Source organism: Flavobacterium inviolabile (assembly GCF_013389455.1).
GTDB classification, from domain to species: Bacteria; Bacteroidota; Bacteroidia; order Flavobacteriales; family Flavobacteriaceae; genus Flavobacterium; species Flavobacterium inviolabile.
The window spans coordinates 365,701-386,079 of record NZ_CP058278.1 but is presented as its reverse complement, the minus strand read 5'-3'; the positions used below and the strand labels follow the sequence as shown (position 1 = coordinate 386,079).

Annotated in this window: 16 protein-coding genes and 2 tRNA genes; 12 read left to right on the top strand and 6 right to left on the bottom strand. The window is 41.8% G+C overall.

All coding sequences use genetic code 11. The features are described 5' to 3' along the window. The first annotated feature begins 2 nt into the window (after positions 1 to 2). From HW120_RS01705 to HW120_RS01680, 6 genes are all read left to right on the top strand, one after another. Complete coding sequence (locus HW120_RS01705) at positions 3 to 1,586, top strand: efflux MFS transporter permease (RefSeq protein ID WP_177730163.1); 1,584 nt, start codon at positions 3 to 5, stop codon at positions 1,584 to 1,586. A 102-nt stretch (positions 1,587 to 1,688) separates the two neighbouring features. Further along, complete coding sequence (gene dnaE, locus HW120_RS01700) at positions 1,689 to 6,200, top strand: DNA polymerase III subunit alpha (protein WP_177730162.1); 4,512 nt, start codon at positions 1,689 to 1,691, stop codon at positions 6,198 to 6,200. Between the two features lie 149 nt (positions 6,201 to 6,349). Next, positions 6,350 to 6,667: a thioredoxin gene (gene trxA, locus HW120_RS01695; protein WP_177730160.1), complete on the top strand. Its 318-nt coding sequence runs from the start codon at positions 6,350 to 6,352 to the stop codon at positions 6,665 to 6,667. Positions 6,668 to 6,775: 108 nt separating this feature from the next. Continuing rightward, complete coding sequence (locus tag HW120_RS01690; protein WP_177730158.1) at positions 6,776 to 7,702, top strand: DUF58 domain-containing protein; 927 nt, start codon at positions 6,776 to 6,778, stop codon at positions 7,700 to 7,702. Positions 7,703 to 7,788: 86 nt separating this feature from the next. Then, positions 7,789 to 7,865 (top strand) — tRNA-Asp (locus HW120_RS01685). A gap of 284 nt (positions 7,866 to 8,149) precedes the next feature. Next, positions 8,150 to 8,226, top strand: a tRNA-Asp gene (locus HW120_RS01680). Between the two features lie 92 nt (positions 8,227 to 8,318). On the opposite strand, the gene HW120_RS01675 is transcribed toward HW120_RS01680, so the two are convergent. The 3 genes from HW120_RS01675 to HW120_RS01665 all read right to left on the bottom strand — a co-directional run bounded on the left by HW120_RS01675 (position 8,319) and on the right by HW120_RS01665 (position 10,847). Next, entirely contained in the window at positions 8,319 to 9,167 is an 849-nt protein-coding gene (locus HW120_RS01675; RefSeq protein WP_177730156.1) for an EamA family transporter, read from the bottom strand. A gap of 24 nt (positions 9,168 to 9,191) precedes the next feature. Further along, the gene (gene dapB / locus HW120_RS01670; protein WP_177730154.1) at positions 9,192 to 10,004 is read right to left on the bottom strand and encodes a 4-hydroxy-tetrahydrodipicolinate reductase; all 813 of its coding nucleotides are present in this window, start codon (positions 10,002 to 10,004) and stop codon (positions 9,192 to 9,194) included. A gap of 129 nt (positions 10,005 to 10,133) precedes the next feature. After that, positions 10,134 to 10,847, bottom strand: a complete 714-nt coding sequence (locus HW120_RS01665; RefSeq protein ID WP_177730152.1) for a S24 family peptidase — start codon at positions 10,845 to 10,847, stop codon at positions 10,134 to 10,136. 123 nt (positions 10,848 to 10,970) lie between these two features. Between HW120_RS01665 and HW120_RS01660 the strand changes: the two genes are divergently transcribed. The 5 genes from HW120_RS01660 to HW120_RS01640 all read left to right on the top strand — a co-directional run bounded on the left by HW120_RS01660 (position 10,971) and on the right by HW120_RS01640 (position 17,220). Then, on the top strand, positions 10,971 to 11,165 hold the full coding sequence (locus tag HW120_RS01660) for a hypothetical protein (protein ID WP_177730150.1): 195 nt from the start codon (positions 10,971 to 10,973) through the stop codon (positions 11,163 to 11,165). Between the two features lie 551 nt (positions 11,166 to 11,716). After that, positions 11,717 to 13,186, top strand: a complete 1,470-nt coding sequence (locus tag HW120_RS01655; protein ID WP_177730148.1) for a hypothetical protein — start codon at positions 11,717 to 11,719, stop codon at positions 13,184 to 13,186. Then, positions 13,164 to 14,636: an RNA polymerase sigma factor sigma-70 region 4 domain-containing protein gene (locus HW120_RS01650; RefSeq protein ID WP_177730147.1), complete on the top strand. Its 1,473-nt coding sequence runs from the start codon at positions 13,164 to 13,166 to the stop codon at positions 14,634 to 14,636. The genes HW120_RS01655 and HW120_RS01650 overlap by 23 nt, the downstream gene beginning before the upstream one ends. A 147-nt stretch (positions 14,637 to 14,783) precedes the next feature. Next, positions 14,784 to 16,226: a T9SS type A sorting domain-containing protein gene (locus tag HW120_RS01645; RefSeq protein ID WP_177730146.1), complete on the top strand. Its 1,443-nt coding sequence runs from the start codon at positions 14,784 to 14,786 to the stop codon at positions 16,224 to 16,226. 136 nt (positions 16,227 to 16,362) lie between these two features. Continuing rightward, on the top strand, positions 16,363 to 17,220 hold the full coding sequence (locus HW120_RS01640; protein ID WP_177730145.1) for a DMT family transporter: 858 nt from the start codon (positions 16,363 to 16,365) through the stop codon (positions 17,218 to 17,220). On the opposite strand, the gene HW120_RS01635 is transcribed toward HW120_RS01640, so the two are convergent. After that, positions 17,217 to 17,717 (bottom strand): DUF456 domain-containing protein, encoded by a 501-nt coding sequence (locus HW120_RS01635; protein ID WP_177730144.1) that lies wholly within the window; start codon positions 17,715 to 17,717, stop codon positions 17,217 to 17,219. The genes HW120_RS01640 and HW120_RS01635 overlap by 4 nt on opposite strands. 105 nt (positions 17,718 to 17,822) lie before the next feature. On the opposite strand from HW120_RS01635, the gene HW120_RS01630 reads away from it, so the two are divergent. After that, positions 17,823 to 18,302 carry a hypothetical protein gene (locus HW120_RS01630; protein WP_177730143.1) on the top strand — a complete coding sequence of 160 codons (480 nt, stop codon included), beginning with the start codon at positions 17,823 to 17,825 and terminating at the stop codon, positions 18,300 to 18,302. A gap of 9 nt (positions 18,303 to 18,311) precedes the next feature. Here HW120_RS01630 and HW120_RS01625 read toward each other — a convergent pair whose 3' ends face one another. Continuing rightward, a complete protein-coding gene (locus HW120_RS01625) occupies positions 18,312 to 19,442 on the bottom strand; it encodes a glycosyltransferase family 2 protein (RefSeq protein ID WP_177730142.1) in 1,131 nt (376 codons plus the stop codon). Continuing rightward, entirely contained in the window at positions 19,430 to 20,374 is a 945-nt protein-coding gene (locus HW120_RS01620) for a lysylphosphatidylglycerol synthase domain-containing protein (protein ID WP_177730141.1), read from the bottom strand. Before HW120_RS01620 ends, HW120_RS01625 begins: the two co-directional genes overlap by 13 nt. Positions 20,375 to 20,379: the final 5 nt, after the last annotated feature.

Below are 20,379 nucleotides of genomic sequence, written 5' to 3'. Positions count from 1 at the left end.
ACATGTCCGGAGTAAGCGTTTTTAAACCCTGGGTGCCCAATTGGGCGGTCATCGTGATACTGATATTCTGCATGCTGCATTCCATGGTGCTGTTAGGGGTTTATACCTCAAATGTGACCTATTCGGCAAGTTTTTTAGATGTGGATGTGGAGGACCTGCAATTTTCATTGTGTGTGACCTATGGCGCCTTTCTGGCGACGATAATGATTGAAAGCAGGCTGTTTAAATTTTTTCCAACCAAAAAATATTTCATTGTTATTTATTGTCTGGCAGCATTAACCTTTATGCTGTCGGCTTATACAAACAATTATTCCCTTTTTATCATCCTCAGAATGGCCGAAGGAATCCTGATGGCCCTGCCGTGGATTCCCCTCCGGCAATTGCTGATCACCCGTTTCAAATCTAAAAATGCGGTGATCATAGGATTTACCTACAATTATGGCGCACTGCTGCTGGCTTCTCCTTTTATCATGAATATAGCCGTCTGGCTGCTGGAAAATTACGACTGGGCCTATATGGCTTACGGCTCGGCATTATTCCAGATCCTTTGCGTGGCACTGGTGCTGCTCACGTTTAACAACAACCGTTTTCATAAAAAGATCCCGCTGTATCAGGTGGACTGGGCAAGTTTTATCTTAGTGCTGACCGCCATACTGAGCGGTTCCTTTTTCTTTATATACGGCGAACGGAAATACTGGTTCGACTCGCCGCAAATCATCATTGCTTTGATTGTAACGCTCATTACCGGAGGTCTTTTTATTGTCCGGCAGCAATTGGTAAAGCGCCCTTGCTTTGACATGCAGGTATTTCGATACACTAACCTGCGAACCGGATTTTTCCTGTTTGTGGTTTTTTATATCGCCAGAGCAACGCTGAATATTTGTCACAGCGCGATGTTTACAGTGTGGAACTGGGAACCGTCCAGAGTGGCACACGTGCAGTACCTCAATGTGCTGGGCAATATCACGGGACTTGTACTGGCAGGGATCTTTCTGGCAAAAGCGGTGGCAATGCGCTATATTTTTATGCTGGGCTTTCTCATTTTTGCAATCTATCACCTGTGGTTTACCTTTCTTTTTGTGCCCGATGTGGCATTGACGGATATTATGATTCCGTATATATTGCAGGGTGTTGCGGTGGGAATATTATTTGTACCGTTAGTATTGTTTACGGTTTCGTCTGTTCCGGCACACTATGCTCCTTTTTCGGGAACCATTGGCGTTACCGGGCGTTTCTGGGGAAGTACCGTCGGTTTTTGTATCATGCAAAATGCACAGGTTTTGCTGCAAAATACCCATTTTACCAAACTGCGCCGGTTTGTAGTGCCGGAAAGTCCCGAAACACAGGCGCGGATGGAAAAAATTGCCCGGGGTTTTATTGCCAAAGGCTATACCGTGGATGAGGCCCATAAATTATCGGTACAGCAAATCGTCAATACTGTTTCCAGACAGGCGGTTTTGCTTTCGGATATGGAAATTTTTACCGTTGTGGGGTATGCCTTACTTTTTTTAGTAGGGTTTCTTTTAATCAACCGGCATCTGAAACAAACTTTCGACATCTTTAAGAACAGAGTCTGGGGAAGTTAGCGCTTGTTAACAACTTCTGCTGAATTTTTTCTCTAAAAAGCAGTACATTTGACAATTACTTTTTTTGAAATTCTACGGATTTTAAAATTCTGATTTTTAGCTATGTACTTGATTTTTGATACCGAAACAACGGGTTTGCCACGAAGTTGGTCCGCTCCTATTACCGATACTGATAACTGGCCCAGATGTATTCAAATTGCATGGCAGTTGCATGATGAAATGGGAAATCTGGTAGAACATCAGGACTATCTTGTTAAGCCTGAAGGTTTCAATATTCCCTATGATGCAGAGCGTATTCACGGTATTTCTACCGAGCTGGCCATGGAGCAGGGAATTTCACTGCAGGAAGTATTGGAAAAATTCAACATTGCTTTATCCAAAGCAAAATATATTGTTGGTCAGAATGTAGGATTCGACGTCAACATCATGGGATGTGAATTCCACCGAATGAACGTCGCTTCCGATATGGCTAGCATGCCCGTTCTGGATACCTGTACCGAAGTAACGGCAGAACTGTTAAAATTACCCGGAGGACGTGGCGGAAGATTCAAACTTCCTACACTGACAGAATTACACCAGTATCTTTTCGGAGTTCCGTTTGCAGAAGCGCACAATGCTACTGCCGACGTGGAAGCGACAACGCGCTGTTTCCTGGAATTGATCAAAAGGGAAGTCTTTACAAAAGAAGAACTGGATGTAACGGAAGACTATTTCGATAAATTCAGAGAACAGAATCCGCAGGAAATTCAGCTGATCGGATTAAAACATATTAACCTTAAACAGGCATCAGATGTTATTCGTGCCCGTTTGGCGCAGATTCAAAAAGAAGATAACCAGACAAGCGTTTCCGAAGAAGCCAGAAAAGATTTAAAAGAAGCGGCTTTTGCCCATCTTCACAACCATTCCCAATTTTCGGTATTGCAATCTACCATTGGAATAAACGATCTGGTAAAAGAAGCGGCAAAATACAAAATGCCGGCAGTTGCAATGACCGATACCGGAAACATGATGGGAGCTTTCCAGTTTGTAAGCTCGGTATTCAATCATAACAAGGCAGCAGCAGCTAAAAACAAAGAAGCAATTGAAAATGGGGAAGAACCAACCGAAACGGAAGTGATCCCGATTGTAGGCTGTGAATTCAACATTTGCGAAAACCATAAAGATAAAAGCAAAAAAGACAACGGTTATCAGGTTGTTCTTTTGGCTAAAAATAAAAAAGGCTACCACAATCTGGCAAAAATGTCTTCCATCGCCTATACCGATGGTTTCTACTATGTGCCCAGAATTGATAAAACGGTTGTCGAGCAATATAAAGAAGATATTATTGTCCTGTCCGGAAACCTCTATGGGGAAATTCCGAGCAAGATTTTAAATATTGGTGAGAATCAGGCGGAAGAAGCTTTGATCTGGTGGAAAGAACAGTTTGGTGCCGACTTCTATCTTGAGGTGATGCGTCACAATCAGGAAGATGAAAACCGGGTAAACCAGACGTTGCTTGCCTTTTCCAAAAAACACGGGGTAAAAATCGTAGCGACAAACAATACTTATTATACCACCAAAGCAGATGCCAATGCCCACGATATTTTACTTTGTGTAAAAGACGGTGAAAAACAGGCAACCCCTATTGGTAGAGGTAGAGGATACCGTTACGGATTGCCTAACCAGGAATACTACTTCAAATCGGTGGAAGAGATGAAAAAAATCTTTGCCGATTTACCGGAAGCGATTGTTAACATTCAGGAAATTATCGATAAGGTTGAAGCCTATTCGCTGTATCGTGATGTACTGCTTCCGAAGTTTGATATTCCGGAAGAATTTGTTGTGCCGGAAGATGATGAAGATGGCGGAAAACGCGGAGAGAATAAATTCCTTCGCCATTTGACCTATGTGGGAGCGGCAAAGCGCTATACGGAAATTACAGAATCAATTCGCGAACGACTGGACTTCGAATTGCAGACGATTGAAAAAACCGGATACCCGGGATACTTTTTGATCGTACAGGATTTCATCGCCGAAGCCCGGAATCTGGATGTTTCGGTAGGTCCCGGACGTGGATCGGCGGCGGGTTCTGCCGTTGCCTACTGTTTGGGGATTACCAATATTGACCCGATTAAGTACGATTTGCTTTTTGAGCGTTTCCTGAACCCGGATCGTGTATCCATGCCCGATATTGATATTGACTTTGACGATGAAGGCCGTGGCCGTGTTATGGACTATGTAATCAATAAATATGGTTCCAATCAGGTAGCGCAAATTATTACCTATGGTAAAATGGCAACCAAATCGGCAATTCGTGATACCGCCCGTGTATTGGATTTACCGTTATTTGAAGCCGACAGGATTGCCAAATTAATTCCGGGGATGATGCCGTCCAAATGGAACCTGGCACGTTTCCTTTCGGAAGATGAGGACCTGGTTAAAAAAGCACTGAAATCGTCAGATGAATACGATCGTGTCAAGGAACTGATCGCCATTGCGCGGGAAGAAGACCTGGCGGGAGAAACCATTCAGCAGGCAAAAATGCTGGAAGGCTCTTTGCGAAATACCGGTATTCATGCCTGTGGGGTAATTATCACACCGGATGATATCACGAACTTCGTTCCGGTTACCACGGCAAAAGATTCCGATTTATATGTAACCCAGTTTGACAACTCCGTTGCCGAAAGTGCCGGATTGCTGAAAATGGACTTCCTGGGTCTGAAGACCCTTACACTGATCAAAGACACGGTAAAACTTGTAAAATACAGATTGGGCATCGAACTGGATCCGGAGAATTTCCCGATCGACGATGTCAAAACATACGAATTATTCCAGAGAGGGGAAACGGTTGGTATCTTCCAGTACGAGTCACCCGGAATGCAGAAATACATGAAGGAACTGCGACCGACGGTTTTCGCCGATTTAATTGCGATGAATGCCTTGTACCGTCCGGGACCTTTGGAGTACATCCCTTCCTTTATCCGGAGAAAAAACGGGGATGAACCAATTACGTACGATTTGGATGCCTGCGAAGAATATCTGGGGGAAACCTACGGAATTACCGTTTATCAGGAGCAGGTAATGTTGCTGTCGCAAAAACTGGCGAACTTCTCTAAAGGTGATGCCGACGTATTGCGTAAAGCGATGGGTAAAAAACAAAAAGACGTACTGGATAAAATGAAATCCAAGTTTATCGACCAGGCAGTTGCAAACGGACATGATGCCGTTAAACTCGATAAGATCTGGAAAGACTGGGAAGCCTTTGCGAGTTACGCCTTTAACAAATCCCACTCGACCTGTTATGCCTGGATTGCCTATCAGACAGCTTATCTGAAAGCACATTACCCGGCCGAATATATGGCAGCGGTACTGTCCAATAACATGAACGATATTAAACAGGTATCCTTCTTTATGGAAGAATCCAAAAGAATGGGACTGGTTGTATTGGGGCCGGATGTAAATGAATCCTTTTATAAATTTACCGTAAACGAAAATTATGCGGTCCGTTTTGGTATGGGTGCTATTAAAGGAGTTGGAGGCGGAGCGGTGAACACCATTGTAGAAAACCGTAAAGACGGTAAATACAAATCCATCTTCGACCTGGCAAAACGTATCGATTTGCGTGCGGCTAATAAAAAAGCATTTGAAAACCTTGCTCTGGCAGGAGGATTTGACTGTTTTGCAACCACACACAGAGGGCAGTATTTCCATTCAGACGGCGATAACCTGACGTTTCTGGAAAAAGCAATCCGTTACGGTTCCAAATTCCAGGAAAATGAAAACTCCTCACAGGTAAGTCTTTTCGGGGAAAGCAGTGATGTACAGATTCCGGAGCCGGTTGTACCGCCATGTGAAGAGTGGAGTACGATGGAAAAACTGGCTAAAGAAAAAGAAGTTGTAGGAATTTATATCTCCGGACATCCGCTGGACGATTATAAATTTGAAATGAAATACTTCTGTAATGCCAGTCTGGATGCGCTGAAAAACATGGAACAGCACCTCGGGAAAAACCTCAGTTTCGGAGGGATAGTAACCGGAGTGGAGCACCGTGTGGCTAAAAACGGAATGGGATTTGCCAGTTTTAACCTTGAAGGATATGACGAAAGCTACCGTTTTTCGATGTTTAGGGAGGACTATCTGAAATACCGCCACTTTTTGGTTGCAAACTATTTTATGTACTTTAAGATCAATATTAAGGAAGGCTGGGTAAATAAAGACGGAAAACGTACGGAACCGAGAATTCAGTTCCTGGATGTCAAACCGCTGCAGGATGTACTGTCAACGTTTGCAAAAAAACTGATTATCCAGATGAACATTGCCGAACTGCAGCAGAATATGATTGCAGCACTGCATGAAATATTCCAGTCCAACCGCGGGGAACACAGCGTTACTTTTGAAGTAATGGAAATTGAAAGAGTCAAAAAAGCGCTTGAAATTGCCCTTTCGCCGGCAGATGATGAAGCCGCTGCGGGTGACGATATCGCAGAAGAAACGGAAATGGAAATCCCGGAAGAAAAAGAAGAATTAAGAGTGGTAACCAAGCTCAGTATGCCAAGCCGGAAATTAAAAGTAAATATTTCTACAGATTTATTACAGGAGCTGGAAAAGATGCAGATTAACTTTAAATTGAATTAAGGCGTTGATAATTAGTAATTTGATTGCGAAATGTTAAAAAGAACATAAATCAATTTTAACAATTGAGGCATAATCAAAACTGATTTCAAGACACTTCAATAATTAAAATAAAAGTCTATTTTTGTATCATAATTATAAAAGAAAATAAAATGGCACAAGCAATAACAGATGCTACTTTCGATGAGGTAGTATTGAAATCAGACAAACCGGTTTTGGTTGACTTTTGGGCAGCATGGTGTGGTCCTTGTAGAATGGTAGCTCCTATCATTGATCAAATCAGTGAAGAATATGCTGGGAAAGCCGTGATTGGTAAAGTTGATGTAGATGCTAATCAGGAATTTGCTGCAAAATATGGTGTTCGTAACATTCCTACTGTTTTGGTATTCCAAAACGGAGAAGTGGTAGGACGTCAGGTAGGTGTTGCTCCAAAGCAAACATATACCGATGCAATTGACGCATTACTATAATCGGAATACGATTATATCAATATAAAAAGCCCGGCTATGCCGGGCTTTTTATATTTTAAGGCCTGTAAAATTTTAAAATCATCAAATTATCTCATTATCTTTGAGACTATGAAGATTGACGATCAAATAGCAAAAATATCCAGTTTTCAGCATCTGGAACTGCTGGCAAACCAGATTGTGGAAGGATTTATATCCGGAATGCACAAAAGTCCCTTTCATGGCTTTTCTGCCGAGTTTGCCGAACATAAGGTTTACAATACCGGAGAAAGCACCAAACACATCGACTGGAAGCTTTTTGCAAAAACCGACCGGTTATACACCAAACGTTTTGAAGAAGAAACCAATTTAAGATGCCATCTGATTATTGATAACTCTTCCTCAATGCATTATCCGAAACTGGCAGGCGGACAGCTTTTCTATGAAAATAAAATAGGATTTTCCGTGCTGGCCTCGGCGGTACTGATGAACCTGCTTAAAAAGCAAAGGGATGCGGTAGGACTGAGTGTTTATTCCGATACATACGAATACTATGCACCCGAAAAAGGCAGCGAGCGCCATCACCGGATGCTGCTCAATGTGCTTGAAAACGTATTGCAGGCATCGCAGCAGTCTAAAAATACGGATACCATTACCTTTTTACATCAGATAGCCGAAAAGATCCACAGACGTTCCATGGTGATTTTGTTTACCGATATGTTTCAGGGAGAAGATGACGAACGCTTGTTTAAAGCCTTGCAGCATCTCAAACACAACAAACATAAAGTGGTCCTTTTTCATGTTATTGACCGGAAAACGGAATTTCAGTTTGATTTTGACAACGCTCCGAGAAAATTTATTGACATGGAAACCGGTGAACAGGTCAATCTTTTTGCGGAAAATATTAAAAACGACTATGAAAAGCTGGTGCAGGACTACTTTGATAAAGTGGCAAACACCTGTGCTTTGTATAAAATCAGGTATGTTCCTGTTTCTGTAGATGAAAAATTTGAAAAAATTTTAATGACATACTTGGCTGAAAAACAAAAGTTTGGCTGATTAAGGAAAATAAAAACGGATTTTTTTTATAAAAACATTTGGAGAAATGGAAAAGGGTTGTATATTTGCAACCGCAATAAAGCACTGGTTTGGTAGTTCAGTTGGTTAGAATACATGCCTGTCACGCATGGGGTCGCGGGTTCGAGTCCCGTCCAGACCGCCAGTAAAGAGGAAGCCTTTCGAAGAGAAAGGCTTTTTTGCCCTCTTAAAATATTTAAAATTAGTTGTGTTGTTTAGGTACGTAAGTACCAGGTTTAGTAGTTAGACCAATGAAAAGCTTTCCAATGTTTCTGAATGTTCAGAATCCGGAGGGCTTTTTTGATTTACATGTTTCTGAATATCGGAAATATTGGCAGTCAGAAGCTTAACAAAAAACTTACTTTTTTTACTGAAAAATGTTTGCAAATGAATAAAAAAGTTCTACATTTGCACTCGCAATAAAGCACTGGTTTGGTAGTTCAGTTGGTTAGAATACATGCCTGTCACGCATGGGGTCGCGGGTTCGAGTCCCGTCCAGACCGCCAGTAAAAAGGAAGCCTCTCATATCGGGAGGCTTTTTTATTTTCTGATTATTGGTAATAACCTTCTTATACGGTTATGGTGATTCGTAATATCGTTACTTTTTTGAAAAAAGGGTGGCGCCTATACTTGCTGTGATCACACAGCCAATGGAAAGGCATTGCAGCAGGCTTAACTGCTCTTTTAGGAATAACAACCCGGAAAGAGCGGCAAAAGCCGGATGCAGGCTCATCAGGATACTGAATGTCTTGGCTGGTAAATGTTTTAAAGCACCCATGTCGAGTGTAAAGGGGATTGCGCTGGTCAATAAAGACACGGCGGTGCCCAGAAGGAGTAGGTGTCCGTTTAGAGCCAGCAAATCGCCGCTAAAAAAGCCAAACGGCATGATGAACAGGGTAGCGAAGACCATACCGATCGTAACCGCCTCTCCTTTTTCCATTATTTTTGAAACTTTTCCGCCCAATACAATATATCCCGCCCAGAAAGCTCCGGCCAGAACCGCTAAAAACATACCGAATAAATCGATATGGTTGCCATGAAGCGGGGCGATCAGGAAGATCCCTAAACCGGCTAATGCCACCCATAAAAGATCGCTGATCTTTCGGGAACCTAACAGAGCAAGTACCAGCGGACCGATAAATTCGAGTGTAACGCCTAAACCTAACGGGATTCGCTTGATGGCAAAATAAAACACCAGATTCATAGCACCCAGACAGGCGCCATAGGCAAGGCCGGCCAGCCATTGCCGGCGGCTGAACTTCCGGAAATTGGGTTTAAAAAACAAATAGAGCAATATAGCCGAGATACCCACGCGTAAGGTTGCGGTACCGCCAATTCCCAAAGAAGGAAATAACTGTTTCGCAAGTGAAGCGCCCATCTGTATGCTCAGCATGGATAATAAGACTGCCGGTATGGGCGGCAGGGAAAACTTTTGTTTGAATGACATTATTTTTTGGGGACTGTTTAAAATTTAAAAATCCATAACCTGGTCAAGACCTCTTTTTAACCCGGTAAAGGTGTTTACCTTCCGGATGGCTAACAAGGCGCCTTTTACATAAGGTTTGGCACTGTCGCCGGCTTCGTGCTTCAGGATCAGCTTTTCACTCTCCATTCCGAAAATGGTTTCCAGGGAAATAACATAACCCGGCAGCCTGACAGCGTGTACCTGCGTTCCGCCTATATTGGCTCCGCGGGTTGCTTTTTCACCCTGTACGGTTTCGGTAGGAATCGTAATGACCGCTTGTTGTTTCGATAAACGATTGGCAAGTTCCAGGGCGCTTCCGCTTGGAGCATCAACCTTGGTATCGCTCGCATAATCGATAATTTCCCAGTGCGGCATGTATTGGGAGGCCATTTCTGCAAATTTGTTTAGCAGTACAACACTGATTGCGAAATTGCCCACGGCAAGTACCGGTCGGTGCTTTTCGGTTGCGAGCCTGCCTATTTCGTCATAATCGGCATCGGATAAACCCGAAGTGCCTACCACTACAGCTACTCCTTTGTGAAGCGCGGTGAGGATGTGGTGCCTGGCGATTTCCGGAGCGGTATAATCGATCAGGACGTCACACGGGATTTGCAGGGCTTCTTCCAGTGTACTGAAAATCGGGATATTTTTTTCGGATGTAAAACCCAGAACCGTATTCAGGTTTTTTCCGGCGGTTTTCCGGGCCACGGCAGCAACCAACTCAAGATCGGTTGTGGCGGCAATGCCTTTTGATAATTCGGAAGCGGCCCAGCCGGTTGCGCCGGCTACACAGACGCGTATTTTGTGTGATGGTTCCATATTAGTGCGCTTTAATAGGTCAGACAGGAATTCGTATAATACTGCTAAAATAAGGGAATAGCATAGCGGTAAAGTGAGTATCTGCAGGATAACACTTTAGGAAATACTTTCCGGTATCTGGACTTTTTATTATTCGTTGTGGATGACACCCACAATTATGGCAATGGCGTTTAGTTCACTTTTGTTTAGTTGGAACGGTTCAAATTCCGGATTCTCAGAAACAATAAGAATGTGGTTGTCGTCTTTGCCTTCGCGGACTCTTCTAATCAGGGAACCTTGCGTGGTGCTCAGCACATATACATTATTCCATTGCAGGAAAGAATCAAGAGGCACTCTTTTACAGGCTACCAAATCACCATTGCTATATTTGGGAATCATGGCGTTTCCTTTGATGCTGATCAGAAATTCCGCTCCCTTGAATAAAGGCACGTGGTATTTCTCAATTTCATGATCCATGGAAATGATGCCGCGGTATTTTATTCTTGCGAAAGCCTCTTCCGGAACCAGCGGAATCAATTCGGCATTTCGGATAAACATTCCGTCATAATACTGTTTTTTGCTCTCGCTGTTACCGGTTGGATTGTCACTGGCAACATCATCCGGATTGGTATTTTGATAAGGTGTTTCTTTTCGGAACATGGTCCCTTTTCCGGTTAATAGCCATTCGGCAGAAATATCCGGGAAAGCTTTTAGAATGTTGTTTAAAGTGTCGTCTTTCAAATTGGCGACTCTTTTGATGGCAGTCTGAATGGAGTTGTTTGACATCTGTGTTCTTTTTTCAAAAGCACTGATGGATAAGTTGTAAAACTTGATTATTTCCTTGACACGTTCTATTGGCTTCATAACTGAAAAAGGTGTTAAAATTATAAACAATGTTCATGGATATTTAGAATATTGTTTTAATTTTAGAATAAAGTTTATATATTTGTTTTGTGTTCCGAAACAAACGGAGCAACAAACAAAAATATGGAAAAAAATAAGCAAAACAAGTATAACACGCTTGTAATTAATAAACTCGTTGAAAAATATGGGTTTACAGGCTATTATATTCGGCAATGTTTGCGGGGTGACCGCAACAGTATAACCGCAGATTTATTGCGAAAAGAGTATAACGGTCTCAACAAGGCCATCAAGAAACTGCTTGATGAACAAGGAACCTGAATTCCGGCGAAACAAAATTGATAATCTGCCTGAATGAAAAAATCACAACAGTTGAATTGAATAATGCTGTATGACACCCTTGGCATTTTTTAACAACATAAATCTCTATCTGCCAGTTATCCAGGCAGCTATAGTATGGAATAAGCGTGATTTTTTGGTAAAAAACGATTTTTCAAATCTGCTATGGTATTTTTTTTGTGATAACAGTATTTTATTTCTTAAAATTTTAAAGAATAAAATTTTGAAAACAGATAAAATAATTTATTTTTGAACAGTTGAGAATAATATAGCGGTCTTTTTAACAAATGTGCATTTTAATGGTTGTTAAACAGATTTGAATTATTCATTCCGGATGGAGAACATCCTGAAGAATAACTATATTTTTTACCCTTCCCTTTTTTTGTCATTTATAGCTTCCGTTTTCAAACGAGAGGTATAATAAAAATGATATATCGACATCTTCCCTAAATGCCGGTATGATTACTGGATTGCCTGCAATCCTGAACAGTCATATTGTGACTACTAAAAAAACCTATTAAATATTAATTGCTATGAAAAGAACGCAGCTTTTCATCCTGCTGTTCGTATTTACAAGTGGGATTTCTCAGAACAAGAGAAATAAAATTGACAGCCTGTTGCGGCATGCGGTAAGTATTGGGGAAGAAACACCGGAACTGGCTATCCGTGAAGCGTTAAAAGGAATTACACTGTCTGCCGGATTAGGGTATAAAAAAGGAATTGTTGTTGGCAGTCTTTTTATTAGTGAAAGCTATAGAAGGAGTAAAGATGATGGTGAGGCACTTTTTTATGCAGTAAAGGCAGATAAAAACTGTCGGGCTTCCGATAGTTACTATAAGTCCAAGGCACTTCGCTTAAAAGGGATCAGCCTGGCACGGCTGGGGTTTTATAAAGAGGCAGAAAACCTTTTAAATAAAGCGCTCTATTTTGCCAATAAAATCAAAGACAAGAATAATAAATACAGAAGCCTCGGCTTTATTTATGCCAACATCGCGATCAACCATGACGATAATGGCGGATCGAAAGATCTGGTCGCTGATTATTTGCAGAAAAGCGATGCCAGTTTTAGCAGTATGGATGTGACTGATGTTCATAAAAAGCGCTGTATGGCCTTTGCCTATCTGAACTGGGCTGCTTTTCATATTCGGGGAAACCGGCTGGATAAAGCCCGTTTTTATCTGGACGAGTCAATTGCGGCATCACAGCGGCTTCACCTGGACTATTTAACGATTGAGCAGGACTATTCCCTGGGAACCTTATCCTATTGCAAAGGGAACTTTGAAGCCGCAAAAAAGCAGTTTTTAAAAGCCTTATTGCTGAGTAATGCGAACGGAAGGATTTTCTATAAAAAGGATTTGTATTACAGCCTTTTTAAAACATACGAAGCACAGCGCCTTCCGGACAGTTCCCGCTATTACAGAGCGCAATATATCGTACTAAACGACAGCCTGAACGGCCTTTACAAAAAAGCTATAAATACATCGCTCAATCTTTTTGTAGAAGAGGAATGCAGTGAATCGCTGCTAAAACTGGAAAAACAACTTTTAATTATTGGCATCAGCTTTTTGCTGATGGTGCTGGTGTATCGCTATACAAAAGTGTACCGAAGGAAATGGCATAAAGCCCAAAAGGAAAAAGAAGCGATAAATCGTTACCTGCAACGGCAAAGCGAACTGCTCCGGCAACTGAAAAAAGGAAGCAGTCATTCCAGAAACCGAACCCAAAAACTATTGCAGCTCGTCGCTACCGGAAATCCGGCGTTTCTTTCTGAATTTAAAGAAACATATCCCGATTTCTGTCCGCGGATAATTGAAATATCCCCGGGTATTATTGGCAATGAACTAAAATTCTGCGCGATGCTAAAACTGAATCTGACAACATCGGAGATTGCCGAATATACCAAAAGTACGCTGCGGGCAGTCGAATCGAAAAAATACAGAATACGAAAGAAACTAAACATACCACAAGATAAGGAGCTATATGAATGGATTTCAAGATTATAATATGATGAAGAAGATCTTCTTTGCCCGCTTTTTTGCATTGTCATTAACCATAACATGTACAGCACAACAATACTCGAAAGCGAAAATTGACAGTATGCTCACCACTTTGGTGAACATGCATGACAGTATACCGGGCAAAGTACTGATGAAAGGCAAGACCTGCTATACCTATGCTGAAAAAATAGACTATAAAGAAGGAATGATTAAAAGCGCATTGGTGATAGGGGAGAGTTACCTGACGATGGGGCAATATGATATTGCGCTGGAATTTGCAAATAAAGCCGAAAAGAACGCTGTGGGCATAAAGAACAATGAATTACTGTCGGAAGCCTTCCGGTTAAAAGGACAATGTTATGAAACCCTCAGTTTTTTTGATATAGCGTTTGAAGAATTTGGAAAAGCCCTGAAAGCGGCCGGCAAAATGGAAGCGAGCAATGATCGTTTCCGGCAGGAAGGCTATATTTTTAGTGATATGGCTGATTGTCTCAGCCAGAATAAAAAGAACACCGATTCGGTAAAAGCTTACTACAGGCGAAGTGCCTATGCTTTTAGCAAAATGAAGGATGACCGCATCAAAAGAAGAAACCTTTCGCTGGTTAATGCCAATATCGGAGCCTGTTTTATCGCCGGAAAGCAATATGATTCGGCGGCCATTTATATTGAAAATGCGGTGCGGCTTGCCGAAATAACACAATGCGATAAAGCACAGCTGCAGGCGTCATTTAATATGGGCAATCTTGAACTGGCAAGGGACAATATGCAGGAAGCGATAGTACAGTACAATTATGCGCTGGCTATAGCCAATAAGTTCCAGAGGAATGCGTTAATGTCGACGATGCATTCCAACCTGTCTAAGATTTATGACAAACTGGGAGATAAGGAAAAAGCAGATTATCATTTTCAAAAACTGATCTCCGAAAACAGTATTGTAAAACAATCCCAAAAGAAAGGCCTGGAAAAACCAACGAAAGAACTGGTGCGGAATACCACGCAGAAATTCCAGCAGTATAGTCAGGGAGCACTTATCAGCACCATTTCATTTATTGTTCTGGCGGTGTTGCTGCTGGCAAGGGTTGTCCGGTTTTACAGAAGAGCAGAAGAAGAAAGACAGGAAATAGACAAACAGAAAGACCGCTTGAAAAGCAAAGAAGAACTGCTTGAAAAAGCCAAAAAGATAGAGCCGGTTTGCCTGGAAAACGTTATCAGGCTTGCCCAGAATAATGACGACAGCTTTTTATTTCAGTTTTCGGTGCTGCATTTCGATTTCTATGAAAAAATTACGGCATCCATACCGGCTTTAAATCTGGAAGACCAGAAAGTATGCGCCTTTTTGAGGCTCGGATTCCAGATAAAGGAAATAGCATTGATTACAAATGTTACCGTTCGTTCTGTAGAAGCCAGAATATACAGGATCCGGAAAAAGATAAACATTTCTTTCGATGAAGGGTAGCAGCAACAGCCGTTGTTTGTAATAGTAACAATACGTTACTTTTTTCCGGAATAAAAAACTGTTCTGTGAAATAGTTAAGGCTTTGTTTTTTAGTATTTTAAAATGATTATTTTTATACGATAATCGCAAAGACCGAAAACCAGACGTATGGCAAAAAAATACTATTTACTGTTATTCCCTTTTATAATCAATACCCTGCAGGCTCAGGAATTCATTATTAAGGAAACCCCTTCCGTTATCAATGTTCAGTACAGTTCCGTTGCCTTTGCAGATGTCAACGGCGATGGATTTGCCGATGTCCTGGTAGCCGGAGCGGATGGTGGTTATAACCTCCGGTCCAATTTGTATTTTAATGACGGTCACGGAAATTTTACACTTTCCAATAATCCGAACCTGCTGGTAATCCGGGAAGGTGCTGCGGCTTTTGCCGATATTGATAATGATGGTGACCAGGATTTGCTGATCACCGGAATTACGGAAGTAACCTCGCCCAGCGGATCGTATGGTAACAGAACGAAACTGTACAGCAATGACGGAACCGGGATTTTTACCGAAATACAGGATCACGGAATAGAAGCTTTCAGCAATAGCGCCATGGTGTTTGAAGATGTGGATAACGACGGCGATAAAGATTTGATTATAGCAGGATTCAAAGGCGGGAACAGCACCACAAATCTGTATCTGAATAACGGAACCGGAAGTTTTGCTTTGGCAAATGCCAATATAAACGGACTGATAAACATAGCCCATCCGGCAATTGCACTGGCCGATATTGACAACGATGGCGATAAGGACCTGTTACTGTCCGGCATTGACCATACGGATTATCAGATAAAAATGGGATTGTATAAAAACGGAGGTTCCGGAACGTTTACCAAAGTAAACAACCCCGGAATTGAACCGATCTTTACCGGAGGAGCAGTTTTTGGCGATATCGATAATGACGGCGATATTGATTTGCTGATGGTGGGAGCCGATCCGGTATATGCCAAAGTCGCCAAACTCTATACAAACGACGGAACCGGTACTTTTACACCGGTAGCCGATACCCCTTTTATCGGAGCGCAATACGGCAGTGTGAAATTAGCCGATGTGAATAATGACGGTTTTAAAGATGTACTGATTACCGGGTATCGGAATCCGAATATGCGGGCTGACCTGTATATGAATAATGGCAGTCTGGGGTTTACCCCGGCGGCAGATATGCCTTTTATAGGCATGTCCAATAGTGCTTTTGAATTTGCCGATGTGGATAATGATGCCGATATGGATGTGCTGATAACCGGGCAAAACAGCCCCTTGGGGACGCTTACAAAATTATATATCAATCAGACAAATACTTTGAGTGCTGTCGAACGGGAATTAGTAGCCGTAAAACTATACCCGAATCCGTCCGGCGGTAAAATCAGGATTGCATTGCCGGAGCATATTGCGGTAAATAAAATAGAAGTGTATGATACGACCGGTAAAAAGGTGTGGACGCCTCAGCCGGCATCGCTGATAGACATAACGGCATTGCCGGCGGCTGTTTATATTGTCAGGATTTATACCGATAAAGGGATACTGATTCGAAAGATCATAAAAAACTAAGGAATTGTAAAAGATTAGCGGCGAAACAGGATGCGATTAAACGGGTATCCGGGTATTTAACGGAGGATTCTCAATAAAAGCAAAAGCATTTTAAAATAGGGGTATTAATGATATATTTGCCCTTAATCCGAGAGTCATGAAAAATCCCCGCATTGCCTTACTGACAGGTATAATCTGTATCTCTATTTTCCCGATTTTAGTAAAATGGACTCCGGTTTCAGGGTTGTCATCGGCTTTTTATAGAATGGCAATCGCTACGGCATTGGCATTGCCGTATGTATTGCTCCGTAAAAAACTGGAAAAACCCGATACCAAAACACTTTGGGTAATTTTATTGTGCGGGATCTGTTTCGGTTCCGATATTGCGGTATGGAATATTTCCATCCAGAAATCAACCGCAACACAGGCAACCTTACTGGCAAATTTAGCTCCGGTCTGGGTTGGGTTGGCGATGTATCTTTTTATGCCGGATAAACCCACCCGCAATTTCTGGATAGGAGCCTTTTTTGCGATACTCGGCATGGTTATCCTGGTAGGTTTTGATACGTTTTACAACCTGTCGTTCGATATCGGATTTGGATTTGCGATGCTTTCAGGATTGTTTTATGCCGCCTATATACTGATGAGCAAATATGCACTGAACCAGATGGCACCGATTAGTTTTATGGTGTACAGTATGGCGGTTTCCAGTGTTTTCCTGGGGATTATATGCCTGTTGCTGGACCAACCGTTTCAGGGTTTTTCCAATACCGTTTGGGGGGTATTGTTTGTTCAGGGAATTTTATGCCAGCTAATCGCCTGGTCGCTCATTAGTTTTGCCACCCAAAAAATGGAAGCAAACAGGGTTTCCTTGAGCCTGTTGAGTCAGGTGATCTTTACCTCTTTTTTAGCGTGGCTGCTTTTGGATGAAAAAATTACGGTTCAAATGGTTATTGGCGGTCTGATCATCCTGATCGGAATCGGGATTACCTTCTACAAAAAGCAGGGAACCTAAAACCAGATAGCACGGTACTGCCATACCGTGACGATAAAAAGTGCTAAATAGACCATACAAACCAGGAATTTGATAAAGGTAGAAGCCAGGAAGCCGATAAAAGAACCGGTAGCCGCTTTTACAGCCCGGTGGTGATCTTTGCTGTCATAAATAAGCTCGCCGACCAGGGCACCTACAAAAGGACCAATGATAAAACCGAATGGAACAGGAGCGATCAGCCCCACTATCAAACCGATATTGGTGCCCCAGATACCGTATTGACTGCCGCCAAATTTTTTTGTACCTTTTGCTGGAATGATATAATCCAGAATAGCGACCGCTAAGGCAATGAGTAACGTAATGCCTAATATCCAGTAGCTAAAAGGAATTCCTTTGGTAAGGTATAACAGCAGTAATCCGACCCAGCTAATGGGCGGACCGGGTAAAATGGGAAGGAAACTGCCCAATATGCCCACAAGCATACAAATAAAACCGATTATCAATAAAAAGTATTCCATAATTTTTTTAGTACTTTTGACGACTTAAAGTTACGATTTATCATTTATGTAATCAACGAAAGGAACAACAGGATGTTAAAGTTCCGGACATAAGAACAATAAATAATGAAAAAATATTTGCTATCACTCTTTTTACTTGTTGCGGTGACCTCTTGTCAGCTGTTTGATAAGAAAGTACAGTCGGAAGAAGAGTTACTGCAAAAAGAACTTAAAAAGATAGACTGGAAAAAAGTAGATGCCTTTCCTACGGTTGATGCCTGTGAAGTAATTACAGATGAAACCCAGCGCAAGCAATGCTTTTTTGAATACCTTACCCAGACAATTCAGGAAAAACTGAATGTAGACACACTTTCCATTTTATATCCGGAAATCGATACCATCGAAGTAAAGGTAACCGTATTTCCCGATGCCAGCATTAAATTTGAACCGCAGTTCCCCAAAGACAGTGTTGCTTACGACAAAGTAAAAATTGACAGCATCCTGCACAGCCGTCTGGTTGACTTTCCTAAAATTAATCCTGCCATCAAAAGAGGCATCCCGGTAAAAACACAATTTGTACTGCCGGTGATCATTAATGTGGAATAAAAAGAATCGTTACGCTTTAAACGTTCTCCCTTTCCACGAATACCTTCCTATCAGCGAATAGAGCGCTACTTTTACACAAAAGAAAGGATAAAGAATACTGCTGATAATCACGGAAATCATAGCCATTTTAAGAAACCGGTTGGCCTGGAACATCAGGATAAAATCGACGGTGAACTTTAACAGGTAAAAAGCAAGTAAATAGCGCCAGTCCATCCAATGGCAGATAACAAGCCATAAGGAAAGTACTAAGCACAGATTGGTCAGGAAAACAACTAAGGCAAGTCCTTTTGGAAAATCGGTCTGATAGGCCGCCGACTTGGAAGCCCAGCGTACCCGCTGAAAAAATAATGCCCACCAGCTTCGTAAAGGTTTGGTTGTAACAATGGCTGCTTCCGATTTTAAATAACACACTTTTTCAGGAACGGCACGGATAGCTTTTTGCAATAAAAAAACATCATCGCCGCTTGCCAGGGCAGTATTACCTTCAAATCCTTTTAGATCGTAAAACAGTTTTTTGGAATAGGCAAGATTAGCCCCGTTGCACATAAACGCTTCGTCCAATCCGAAACTCCCAATAGTAGCACCCTGAAGGCTGAGGATATCCATTTGCTGGAAATGGGACAGCAATCCGGATTTTTTCTGAAAGGTAACGGCACCGGCTATCAGTTCGGCATTATTTTGCTGAATGCAATTGTCAAAAGTACTGAGCCATTCCGCGGGAAGCATACAGTCTGCATCGGTAGTAATGATCCAGTCTTTTTTAGTAACGGAAACAGCACGGGTGATCGCATCCTTTTTAGGCGCATTGGTGGTGCGTACGTTATCCAGGATCGTAACGTGAAAAGCCGTATGTTCCATACGCCAGTTGTTGATAATGCGCACCGATTCATCTTCGGAAGCATCATCGACAAAAATAATTTCGAACAGCGCTTTCGGATAATTTAAAGCCGTTAGCGAATGTAATAAATCCGGTAAATTTCCGGCCTCATTCCGGAAAGGAACCACTATTGAAAATGTAGTCCGGACAGGCAGCTCCTTTTTTTGAAACGATTGTACTTTCGAAAAACCATAAACAAGCAAACCGATAAAAAGAGTATAGTCTATAAAAACCAGACAGAAAAATAAGATCAGGATTTCCATTGCGATTTAAAATTTAAAACAAAATAGCTGCCGATGATCACAGGGAGCACCACATTTAAAAACCACATTAAAGTACTAATAAAAACGACAATCCATTCGTTTACACCCAATAATCCGAAAAAATAGACGGCTACACTGCCTTTTACCGCAAAATCCAGGAACTGGAAAGTAGGCAGGGAAGACGCCAGAAAATAAACGCTTGTTATGGTTGCCATTAACAGGAAATAGGATAAATCGACATCAAAAAGAAGGAATAAAAAATAATACTGATGTGAAAAAACCAGGTAACGTGCTACCGCCAGCAGTATGTTTTTCCGGTGTACTTTTTTAGGGATTCCGTTAATTTTATGAATCAGCTTTTCAATCGAATAACCTTTAATCGTAATTTTCTTAACAGAGAACAGTATGCCGAAAAGCAATAACAGCAGTCCGAACAGTATCAGCACGGTTTGTGAGGTTATCACATTATAGACCGTATTAAAATAAAGCAGCCCGAAAATTCCGAATACAACGGTCAGCACCATTTGAATGCCATTGCAGATCAGGTTCAGGAAGACAATTTTTTTCGTTTGCGATTTTTCAAAAAACAAAGCTTTCCCGGCATATTCGCCAATTCCATTTGGAGTAAATATGGCTGCGGTTAACGCTCCCAAAACCTGTTTTGAAGCGGCTCCTACCGTAATTTTAGCAATAACGCTCACTAAATTCTGCCATTTCAGGATCTCTAAAAACCGGTTCAGGAAAGACAGGAATAAAATAAAGGCAAAAGCGCCAAAAGACTGTTTGCTTTTTACCAATGCTATGAATTTTTCCCAATCCAGCTGGTCATTATGCATCAGTTGGTTGTAAATAAAATAAAAAGCGCCTCCCACAATCAAAAGTTTGATTACAAGAACGAGGAATTGTTTAGCTTTGTGGGGTACAGAAATCATCGCTG

Coding starts and splice junctions, on each gene's coding strand:
- HW120_RS01655 (WP_177730148.1), top strand. CDS start 11,717: ATGAAAAGAACGCAGCTTTTCATCCTGCTGTTCGTATTTACAAGTGGG.
- HW120_RS01660 (WP_177730150.1), top strand. CDS start 10,971: ATGGAAAAAAATAAGCAAAACAAGTATAACACGCTTGTAATTAATAAA.
- HW120_RS01690 (WP_177730158.1), top strand. CDS start 6,776: ATGAAGATTGACGATCAAATAGCAAAAATATCCAGTTTTCAGCATCTG.
- HW120_RS01630 (WP_177730143.1), top strand. CDS start 17,823: ATGAAAAAATATTTGCTATCACTCTTTTTACTTGTTGCGGTGACCTCT.
- HW120_RS01640 (WP_177730145.1), top strand. CDS start 16,363: ATGAAAAATCCCCGCATTGCCTTACTGACAGGTATAATCTGTATCTCT.
- HW120_RS01645 (WP_177730146.1), top strand. CDS start 14,784: ATGGCAAAAAAATACTATTTACTGTTATTCCCTTTTATAATCAATACC.
- HW120_RS01675 (WP_177730156.1), bottom strand. CDS start 9,167: ATGTCATTCAAACAAAAGTTTTCCCTGCCGCCCATACCGGCAGTCTTA.
- HW120_RS01620 (WP_177730141.1), bottom strand. CDS start 20,374: ATGATTTCTGTACCCCACAAAGCTAAACAATTCCTCGTTCTTGTAATC.
- dapB (WP_177730154.1), bottom strand. CDS start 10,004: ATGGAACCATCACACAAAATACGCGTCTGTGTAGCCGGCGCAACCGGC.
- HW120_RS01705 (WP_177730163.1), top strand. CDS start 3: ATGTCCGGAGTAAGCGTTTTTAAACCCTGGGTGCCCAATTGGGCGGTC.
- trxA (WP_177730160.1), top strand. CDS start 6,350: ATGGCACAAGCAATAACAGATGCTACTTTCGATGAGGTAGTATTGAAA.
- HW120_RS01665 (WP_177730152.1), bottom strand. CDS start 10,847: ATGAAGCCAATAGAACGTGTCAAGGAAATAATCAAGTTTTACAACTTA.
- HW120_RS01625 (WP_177730142.1), bottom strand. CDS start 19,442: ATGGAAATCCTGATCTTATTTTTCTGTCTGGTTTTTATAGACTATACT.
- dnaE (WP_177730162.1), top strand. CDS start 1,689: ATGTACTTGATTTTTGATACCGAAACAACGGGTTTGCCACGAAGTTGG.
- HW120_RS01650 (WP_177730147.1), top strand. CDS start 13,164: ATGAATGGATTTCAAGATTATAATATGATGAAGAAGATCTTCTTTGCC.
- HW120_RS01635 (WP_177730144.1), bottom strand. CDS start 17,717: ATGGAATACTTTTTATTGATAATCGGTTTTATTTGTATGCTTGTGGGC.